Consider the following 7,112-nt stretch of genomic DNA (forward strand, 5'->3'; position numbering starts at 1 on the left):
CGATCAGCCCTTGTCCGCCTTGGCCGCCGCGGCTTCGAGCCGCTGCGCCGTGGCCTTCGGGTCCGACGGGTCGCGCAGGAAGTCCTGGAGGAGCTTCCACTCGCCCATGCCCTTGGTGCCGCCGAAGGAGGCCGGGGCCTGGTCGGACATGTCGAAGCGGACCGAATTCCCGGCGCCGACAAGGGACTTGGCGGTTTCACGGGTGACGTCGTCGCCGTACTCGGCGAGGTCGAGCTTCTTGTTCGGGGAGAGGAAGCCGCCCGCCTCGGCCCAGACGGCCGCCGCCTCGGGGGTCGCCAGGTACTCCAGGAGCTTCATGGCGCCCTTCTGGTTCTTGCCGTCCTTCAGGGCGACCGCGGCGTCACCGCCGCTGACCACGGGCGCCTTGCCGCCGTCGACGGCGGGGAAGGGGAAGAAGTCGGCGTCCTGACCGATCTTCTTGCCGAACTGGTCCTTGGCGACACCGGCCACGAAGTCACCCTCGTAGACCATGCCCGCCTGCGGCTCGGGCCCGAAGACCTTCTCGACGGAGCCCGGGAAGTCGGTGCTCAGGGCCTCCTTGCGGCCGCCCGCGATCAGCTGCTCGTCCTTGAAGAGCTTGCCGAGGGTGGTGAGCGCCTCGACCACGGACGGGTCGGTCCACTTGATCTTGTGCGCGGCGAGCTTGTCGTACTTCTCGGGCCCGGCCTGCGAGAGGTAGATGTTCTCGAACCAGTCGGTGAGGGTCCAGCCGTCCTGTCCCGCGACGGAGAAGGCGGCGAGGCCCGAGTCGGAGACCGTCCCGCCCGCCTTGAGCATCTCCTTGTACGTCTTGGGGGTCTTGACGCCCGCCTGGTCGAGGGCGTCGGGGCTGTACCAGACGGTCGACTTGTGCGCGGCCTTGAAGTACAGGCCGTAGAGGGAGCCTTCGACGCTGCCGTACTTCTTCCACACGTCGGCGTAGTTGGTGTCGACGGACTGCTCGGTCTTCTTGGAGAGGGGCTTGAGCCAGCCCTTCTTCGCGAACTGCTTCAGGACGCCGACCTGCGGGACCATCACGACGTCGGGGGCGTTGCCGCCCTCGATCTTGCTGCCGACGACGGTGGAGACGTTGTCACCGGTCGAGACGAACTGGACCTTGGCCCCGGTCTCCTCGCCGAAGGCGTCGAGCACCTTCTGGAAGTTCTTCTGCTCGCTGCCGGACCAGACGCCGGCGACGGTGAGCGTCTGTCCGCCGAGTGCCTTGTCACCGCCGCCGGCGGTGACCTCGCCGCCGCCGCAGGCGGTGGCGCCCATGGCGAGGGCGAGGGCGGTGCAGCTCGCGAGCGTGGTACGTCGTCGCATCATCGTTGATGTCCCTTCGGGGGAAACGGAGTTGAGGGTCAGGGGTTGGTGCAGTCGCTGATCCACCAGGCGGCGGTGGAGCCGGGAAGGACGCCGGTCGGGCACGGCCCGCTGGACAGCAGTGGGGCGCCGGAGACGGGCGCGGGCACCGGGGCCGTGCCGAAGTTGACCGCGCACACGAGGCCGTCGCCGCGGACGAAGGCGAGAACCCCGGGCGGTGTCTGGAGCCAGCGCAGGGCACCTTCACCCAACTGGGGCAGCCCGGCGCGCAGTTGGAGACCGTCGCGGTAGAGGTGCCAGAAGGAGCGGGTGTCGGCGAGCGCGCGGTCGGTGGCGTGCTCGGCGAACCACGCGGGCTGCGGCAGCCACGGCTTGGCGCTCTCGGCCCCGGAGGTGAAGCCGAACGGGGACGCGTGCCCTGACCACGGCAGCGGCACCCGGCAGCCGTCGCGGATCCGGGCCCGGCTTCCGGTGCGGTGGAAGATCGGGTCGGTGAGCACCTCGTCGGGCAGATCGTCGACCTCGGGAAGGCCGAGTTCCTCGCCCTGGTAGATGTACGCGGCTCCGGGCAGCGCCAGCATGAGCAGCGCCGCGGCCCTGGCCCGGGTGGCGCCGAGCCCACTGCCCTCGGTGCCGGACTCGCCGTACCGCGTGACCGTGCGGACCTGGTCGTGGTTGTTGAGCACCCAGGTGACCGTGGAGCCGGTACCCGCGATGTCCCGCATCGCCTCGCTGATGACCTTGCGGAAGGCGTCCGCGTCCCAGGGCGCGCCCAGCAGGTCGAAGAAGAACGCCTGGTGGAGTTCGTCGGGGCGTACGTACTGGGCGTGTTCGCGGGCGGTCGGCACGGAGACCTCGCCGACGAGGAGGCGTTCGTGGCCGTCGCGCGCGGTGTACTCCTCGCACACCGCCCGCCAGTGCCGCCACACGTCGTGCACGTCGGGCTGGTTCCAGGCGAGGGGGTTGACGGAGTCGCGGGTGCGGGCGTCGGCCTCGGGGTCCGGGGAGTCGGGCAGGTCGGGGTGTTTGAAGAGCCCGGCGGCCACATCGATGCGGAAGCCGTCCACGCCTCGGTCCAGCCAGAACCGCAGCGCGTGCTCGAAGTGGGCGCCGACCTCGGGGTTGCGCCAGTTCAGGTCCGGCTGCTCGGGCGTGAACATGTGCAGGTACCACTGGCCGGGGGTGCCGTCGGGGTCGGTGACGCGGGTCCAGGCGGGGCCGCCGAACATGGCGTGCCAGTTGTTGGGCGGCTCGTCGCCGTGCGGGCCGCGCCCCTCGGCGAAGTGGAAGCGGGCGCGGGCCGCGCTGCCGGGCTCCGCGGCGAGCGCCTCGCGGAACCAGGCGTGCTCGCTGGAGCAGTGGTTCGGGACGATGTCCAGGAGCACCTTGACGCCCAGGCGCCGGGCGTCGGTCATCAGCAGGTCGAACTCGGCGAGGCTGCCGAAGATCGGATCCACGTCGCAGTAGTCGGCGACGTCATAGCCGTGGTCGCGCTGGGGCGAGGGGTAGAAGGGGCTCAGCCAGATGCCGTCGACGCCCAGCTTCTTCAGATACGGCAGTCCCGCGCGGACCCCGGCGAGGTCGCCGATGCCGTCCCCGGTGCTGTCCAGGAAGCTGCGGACATACACCTGGTAGATCACTGCGTCCCGCCACCAGTGGTGCGTGTGGGGGCGCGCGAGGCCGTCGCCGGCCGGGGCTGTGAGCATGACCCGTTGACCTGTCTACGTGAAGTGCTGGAAGTGCTGCAAGTGCTGCAAGTGCTGCAAGTACTGAGAAGGCGCGCGGAAGTGCGCGAGGGGTAGCGCGAGGGGCATGCGGCCGAGAGCCGACCGCAGACCCGAGCGGTTATGCATGCATGTTAAGTAGGCATGTCGCAGGGGTGTCAACGAGTAGACAGAAAGCAGCCCTGAGTTGAGACGTTATGTCCAGAGTTTTTGGCACGCCTGGGACCTCTGAGGCTCGCCTCAGATACCTAACATGTAACTAGCGCGAGATGGCCGCGAGCTCCCGGGCGAGGCGCCGTACCGCGGCCTCGGGCGTCAGCTGCCCGGCCATGGCGTCGCGCACGACGGCCTGCACGGCCAGGCTCACCTGGTCGTAGCGGGGGCTCTTGGGACGCGGCGACGCCGCGAGCACGCTCGCCCGCAGCGTCGGCAGATACGGGAACTTCCGGATCAGCCCGGGGTCCTGGTAGAGCTCGGCCCGCACGGGCGGCAGCGCGCCACGCGTGAGCACCTGCCGCTGCACCTCCTCGCCGGTGAGATACGCGAGGAGGCGGGCCGCTGAATCGGCGTGCCGCGCATGGGAGCTGACAGCGAGGTTCGAGCCCCCGAGCACACTCGTCCCCGGACCCTTGGGCCCCGGCAGCGGTACGGCGCCGACCTTCCCCGCGACCTCGGATTTCCCGCCGGACGCACTGACGTACGCGTACGGCCAGTTGCGCAGGAAGAGGAGACGTCCGTCCTGGAAGGCTTGCCGGGACTCCTCCTCCGTGTACGTCAGCGCCTTCTTCGGGATCCAGCCCTCGCGCACTCCGCGGGCGAGGAACCCGATGCCTTCGCGGGCCGCCGCGGAGTTCACGGTGACGCGCTCGCCGTCGTCGCCGAGGATCGTGCCGCCCGCCGAGTAGACCGCCTCGGCGGCGTTCACGGTGAGCCCTTCGTAGGGGAGGAACTGGCCCGCGTATCCGTCGAGGCCATGCTTGGGGGCGATGGTCCTCGCGGCCCGTGCCAGCTCGACCCATGTGCGCGGCGGCGCGATGCCTTCCTTGGCCAGGACGTCCTTGCGGTACAGGAGCAGCCCTGCGTTGGTGACGTAGGGAACCGCGTACAGCTTTCCGTCGTACGTGGCCGTGTCCACGACCGGCGGCAGGAAGCTCTTCAGCGGGAAGCTGTCGCGTCGCAGCGGGGCGATCCAGCCCGCGGCGGCGAACTCCGAGGTCCAGGCGACGTCGATGTTGAGCACGTCGTAGCGACTTTCGCCCGAGCGCAGGTCGGTGGTCATCTGCGCGTGGGTCTCGTCGGCGGAGTCCGGGAGCTCGACGAGGGTGACCTTCTCGCCGGGGTGGGTACGGTTCCAGCCTTCGAGCAGCGGGCCCAGATAGCCGGTGAGGTCGCCCGCGGTCGCCAGCGTGAGGGGGCCGCGTCCGTCGCCGGGCGGCCCGTCGGACCGGATCGCCGAGGTGGCGTACCCGGACAGGACCACGGCGACGGCCAGGAGGCCCCTACCCGCGGCACGCGTCCACCGCATAGGTTCCTCCCTGTACACCGGCGCCGGCACCTTCGCCATACGTCAGGGGCCATGTATACCCGTTAGGTATGGGCGATACTAGGGCCTGGAGCACAATACGAGCATGCGAGGAGGAGAGCACGAGTGCGGCTGCCCCTCCTGGCACTCCTGGCCCGAGGCCCGGCCCACGGCTACGAGCTCAAGCAGGACCTTGAGCAACTCCTCGGCTCCGCGTACCCTCAGCCGAACGTCGGCCAGATCTATGTGACGCTGGGCCGCCTCGAGAAGTCGGGACTGATCGAGGGCGAGGAAGTCGAGCAGTCGAGCCGACCCAACAAGAAGATCTACCACCTCACCGACGCCGGGCGGGAAGCGCTGCACGCCTGGTACGAGGAGACGGCGGACGAGCCGCGGGTACGGGACGAGTTCTTCATGAAGCTCGCGCTCGCCCCGCGGACCGGTCTCGCCGACCAGATCGCCCTGATCAACAAACAGCGGCGCCAGTACCTCAACACCATGCGTGATCTGTCGAAGCTGTCCACGGCCGAGAACCGGGACAACCGCATCTCCCAACTGCTTGTCGAGGGTGCCATGCTGCATCTGCAGGCCGACCTCGACTGGCTCGAACGGTGCCAGGAAGAGCTGGAGGAGCCGGAATGAACGACCGTCCCTCCGCGCCGTCTCCCGTGCCTCCCCTCCTTGAGGCCGAGGGCCTGGTCAAGACCCACTGCGGCGAGGGCGCGCCCGCCCCTGCCGTACGCGGTGTCGATCTCTGCGTACGGCAGGGTGAGTTCGTCTCCGTCACCGGGCCTTCCGGCGCCGGGAAGTCGACCCTGCTGCATCTGCTCGGCGGGCTCCAGCGGCCGGACAGCGGCAGCATCCGCCTTGACGGCGAGTCGACCGACTCCTACAGCGAGGCGCGCTGGGCGGTGGAGCGCCGGCGCCGGATCGGCATCGTCTTCCAGTTCTTCAACCTCGTCTCCAATCTGTCGGTCGCCGACAATGTGGAGCTGCCCGCGCTGCTGGCCGGGACCTCGCCGAAGCAGGCGCGCGCCGAACGCGAGAAGCTCCTGGCCGAGCTGGGCCTCGAGGGCAAGGAGCGCAGCATGCCGGGCGAACTGTCCGGCGGTGAGCAGCAGCGCGTCGCACTGGCCCGCGCCCTGGTCAACCACCCTTCCCTGCTCCTCGCCGACGAGCCCGCGGGCAGCCTGGACAGCAAGGGGAGGCGCGAGGTGATGCGCCTGCTGTCCCGCTTCCACCAGCGCGGTCAGACGATTGTGCTTGTCACCCATGACGCGCGGCTCGCGAGCTCCGCGGACCGCGTCATCAGCTTCTTCGACGGCCGGATCGCCGACGACGCCGAACTCGGCGGCACGCTGCCGCGCGGCAGCGGTATCTCCGGCGTGCTCGAACTGAAGGACTGACCCCATGCGGGCCACCCTGCGCTGGGCGCACGCCGATCTGCGGACGCATCGTGGCGAGGCGCTGTTCATCGTGCTCGCCACCGCCGGAATCGTCGCCTCGCTGCTCCTTGCCGCGGCCCTCTTCGGGTACGCCACCAACCCTTGGCAGCGCGTCTTCACCCAGTCCCGGGGCGCCCATGTGTGGATCCACACCGGGGCCTCCACCGACGCCGCCCGTCTTGCTCGTCTCGGCGGCGTCGAGTCCGTCTCGGGGCCGTACCGGACCGCCTCGGCCTCCGTGGAGTCGCAGGGCGCGCGTGCCTCCGTCGAACTGCGGGGAGTCAGCGGCGGACCATCCACCACCGGGCGCCCCCTGCTCGCATCGGGCCGCTGGCTCGACCCAGCCACACCGGACGGCGTCGTCCTCGAACGCGGCCTCGCCCGTGCGCTGTGGGCCGAGCCCGGCGACACCCTGACGCTGCCCGGCACCGCGCGCACCGTGACCGTCCTCGGCACCGCCGAGAGCGCCGAGCCCGGCTACAGCGCCGGGGAGCGGCCCGGCCTCGTCTGGGCGCCCCCGTCCGTCGTGCAACGGACCGAAGGACGCTCGGGCCAGGTCGTCGGCCTGCGCCTCGCCGACCCCGACGACACGGACTACGTGGTGCAGCGCGCCGTCACGACCCTGGGCGCCGGAGCGGTCACCCAGGTCTCCCACTGGCAGCAGGCGCGCGCCGAGGCCCAGGGCGGCAACCGGCTGCTGGGCCAAGTGCTCGGCCTCTTCGGCCTGGGCGCCCTGCTCGCCGCCGCCCTTGCCGTGTACGGCGCCATCGACACCCGCATCCGCGGCCATCTGCGCGACATCTCGGTCCTGAAGGCCATCGGCTTCACACCCGGCCAGGTGGTGCGCAGCTTCCTCGTCCAGCATCTGGCGTACGCCCTGCTCGGCGCCTCGGTGGCGACGGCTCTCATCCAGATCCTGGGAAGCCGCGTCCCGGGGCGGCTCGGCGACGCGGTCGGCGTGTGGCAGGGCCTTCCCGGGCATACGGCGGCCCTGTTCGGGGTGCCGGCCGCCGCGGTCCTTTTCATCGGCGCCATGACGGGGCTGGCAGCGTGGCGGGCCGGGCGTGTGCCCTCGGTGCCGGTCCTTCGGGCCGCGGC

Annotated in this window: 6 protein-coding genes; 3 read left to right on the forward strand and 3 right to left on the reverse strand. The window is 70.6% G+C overall.

The genetic code is table 11. From position 1 onward, the window contains the following. Positions 1-3: 3 nt before the first annotated feature. From ABD378_RS33380 to ABD378_RS33390, 3 genes are all read right to left on the reverse strand, one after another. Positions 4-1,326 carry an ABC transporter substrate-binding protein gene (locus ABD378_RS33380; RefSeq protein ID WP_344527113.1) on the reverse strand — a complete coding sequence of 441 codons (1,323 nt, stop codon included), beginning with the start codon at positions 1,324-1,326 and terminating at the stop codon, positions 4-6. A gap of 35 nt (positions 1,327-1,361) precedes the next feature. Further along, entirely contained in the window at positions 1,362-3,029 is a 1,668-nt protein-coding gene (locus tag ABD378_RS33385) for a glycoside hydrolase family 13 protein (RefSeq protein WP_344527115.1), read from the reverse strand. A gap of 277 nt (positions 3,030-3,306) precedes the next feature. After that, positions 3,307-4,572 carry an ABC transporter substrate-binding protein gene (locus ABD378_RS33390; protein WP_344527117.1) on the reverse strand — a complete coding sequence of 422 codons (1,266 nt, stop codon included), beginning with the start codon at positions 4,570-4,572 and terminating at the stop codon, positions 3,307-3,309. A 123-nt stretch (positions 4,573-4,695) separates the two neighbouring features. Here ABD378_RS33390 and ABD378_RS33395 point away from each other — a divergent pair, with 123 nt between their 5' ends. The 3 genes from ABD378_RS33395 to ABD378_RS33405 all read left to right on the forward strand — a co-directional run. Further along, entirely contained in the window at positions 4,696-5,211 is a 516-nt protein-coding gene (locus ABD378_RS33395) for a PadR family transcriptional regulator (protein WP_344527119.1), read from the forward strand. Continuing rightward, positions 5,208-5,975: an ABC transporter ATP-binding protein gene (locus ABD378_RS33400; protein ID WP_344527121.1), complete on the forward strand. Its 768-nt coding sequence runs from the start codon at positions 5,208-5,210 to the stop codon at positions 5,973-5,975. Before ABD378_RS33395 ends, ABD378_RS33400 begins: the two co-directional genes overlap by 4 nt. A 4-nt stretch (positions 5,976-5,979) precedes the next feature. Beyond that, on the forward strand, positions 5,980-7,112 hold a 1,133-nt coding region (locus tag ABD378_RS33405), incomplete at its 3' end, for an ABC transporter permease (RefSeq protein ID WP_344527123.1).

The sequence above is a fragment of the Streptomyces rectiviolaceus genome (genome assembly GCF_039533825.1).
Lineage (GTDB): Bacteria > Actinomycetota > Actinomycetes > Streptomycetales > Streptomycetaceae > Streptomyces > Streptomyces rectiviolaceus.